Below are 1,708 nucleotides of genomic sequence, written 5' to 3'. Positions count from 1 at the left end.
AGCGTCCACTCGGCGCGGTCGATCGGCTCGGGGTCGTCGGCGACCCACGAGGTGACGGGGAACGAACCGCCCTCCGTCTCGGTGTCGTACAGCTCCCCGGTCGGCTTCGAGCCGGTGTCGCGGATCGTCACTCCTCTGACGGCAGTGACTGCCTCGCTCAGGCGCCAGACGAGCGTCCCGGCGACGAGCAGCCCGCCGATCCGGAGCGCGCTCCGCCGGGAGGCGTCGGTTCGCGAGGGAAGTCGTAGCCGGGCACGGAGGTGGACGAGCAGGATCGGGATCGCGAGCAGGCCCAAGCCGACGTGGGCGTTGAGGGTCGTCCACGGGCCGATCGGGACGTTCCCCCCCACTCCCCAGAACACGCCGGAGACGAGTGCGGCGACGGCGACGATGCCGAGGAGGACGGAGATCGGCGTCGCACGATCCCACTGCCCGCGATCCAGCACGCGCCGGGCGACGCGGGCGAACTTGAAGACGAGCAGCCCGGCGATCGTGAGACCGACGACGCCGTGCAGGTCGACCAAAAGCGCCGGCGGGAGCCAGCCGGTCCACGCGAGCAGCCCCGTCGCGACGGCGCTCGCGACGGCGACGAGGATCGCCCAATCCACCGCTCGCGGCGGCGGGGCGAGGCGGCGCAGGCGGCTGGAGCCGCGCATGATCGTGGGTTGGACTCCCACGGCCAAGAGTGCGTCGCGGCCGGCAATGCGCGGAACGATCGGCGAGTCGCGGAGCAACCGGCGCTTTCGGCCGCCGTCGCCGCCACCCCGACAGCCAAGTGCCGCAGCGACGATGGGCGAACGTGCCAGCAGCCATCGTCACCGGCTCGTCGAGGGGTATCGGTCGCGGCGTGGCGGAACGCTACGCCGCCGACGGCTACGACGTCGCGGTGAACTACCACACCAGCGAGGCGAAAGCCGAGGAGACCGCCGAGCGCGTCAGGGCGGCGGGACAGGAGGCGGTCGTCGTCGGCGCCGACGTCTCCGATCCGGCGGCGGCCGAGCGACTGGTCGAAGAGGCCGCCGCGGCGTTCGACGGCGTCGATCACGTGGTCAACAACGCCGGGATCGACCAGCACGTGTTCACGGAGGAGCTCGCTCCGGAGGACTTCGACCGCGTGATGGACGTGAACGTCAACAGCGCGTTCAACGTCACGAAGGCCGCGTTACCGCACCTGCGGGAGTCGGGAGACGGCCCGTCGGTGGTGAACGTCTCGTCGATCCTCGCGTTCACGGGCGCGCCGATCGAGGTCCACTACGCGGCATCGAAGGGCGCGCTACTCTCGCTGACAAAGAGCCACGCGCGGGACTTCGCGCCGGAGATCCGGGTGAACGCGGTCGCACCGGGGCACATCGAGACGGACATGGTCAGCGACCGGACGGAGGAAGAGTTGGCCGAGGAGATCGCGGAGATCCCGGTCGGCCGGATCGGGCAAGTGGAGGACATCGCCGACGGGTGTGCGTACCTGCGGGACGCGGGGTTCGTCACGGGGGAGACGCTGCACGTGAACGGCGGGGAGTTGATGCGATAGTTTTCGGTGGGTTAGTTTTGGCCGGAGAACGCACTTGATTCGGGAGATTCGGTACGGTGACTGCAGGTTCGGTGATTAGCAACACCTAGAAAGCCCCTGCCCGCTCGGCTCGGGGGCCTCGCTGCGCTCCTCGGTCACTCCGTTCCCTGCGGTGCTCGCGTCGGCCGCCGTCACCGAGCG

At 70.1% G+C, this 1,708-nt stretch carries 1 protein-coding gene and 1 pseudogene; one reads left to right on the top strand and one right to left on the bottom strand.

Features of this window, described 5'->3' with window-relative positions:
• Window positions 1-656: pseudogene (locus tag ACFR9S_RS07855) on the bottom strand (molybdopterin-dependent oxidoreductase); the annotation flags it as partial.
• 143 nt (window positions 657-799) lie between these two features.
• Between ACFR9S_RS07855 and ACFR9S_RS07850 the strand changes: the two are divergent.
• Window positions 800-1,528: an SDR family NAD(P)-dependent oxidoreductase gene (locus ACFR9S_RS07850; protein WP_379731344.1), complete on the top strand. Its 729-nt coding sequence runs from the start codon at window positions 800-802 to the stop codon at window positions 1,526-1,528.
• Window positions 1,529-1,708 lie beyond the last annotated feature (180 nt).

It is taken from the genome of Halolamina salina (assembly GCF_042678005.1).
GTDB lineage: Archaea > Halobacteriota > Halobacteria > Halobacteriales > Haloferacaceae > Halolamina > Halolamina salina.
Note: the sequence above shows the minus strand (reverse complement) of the source record. Positions and strands in the feature narration are given on the sequence as shown.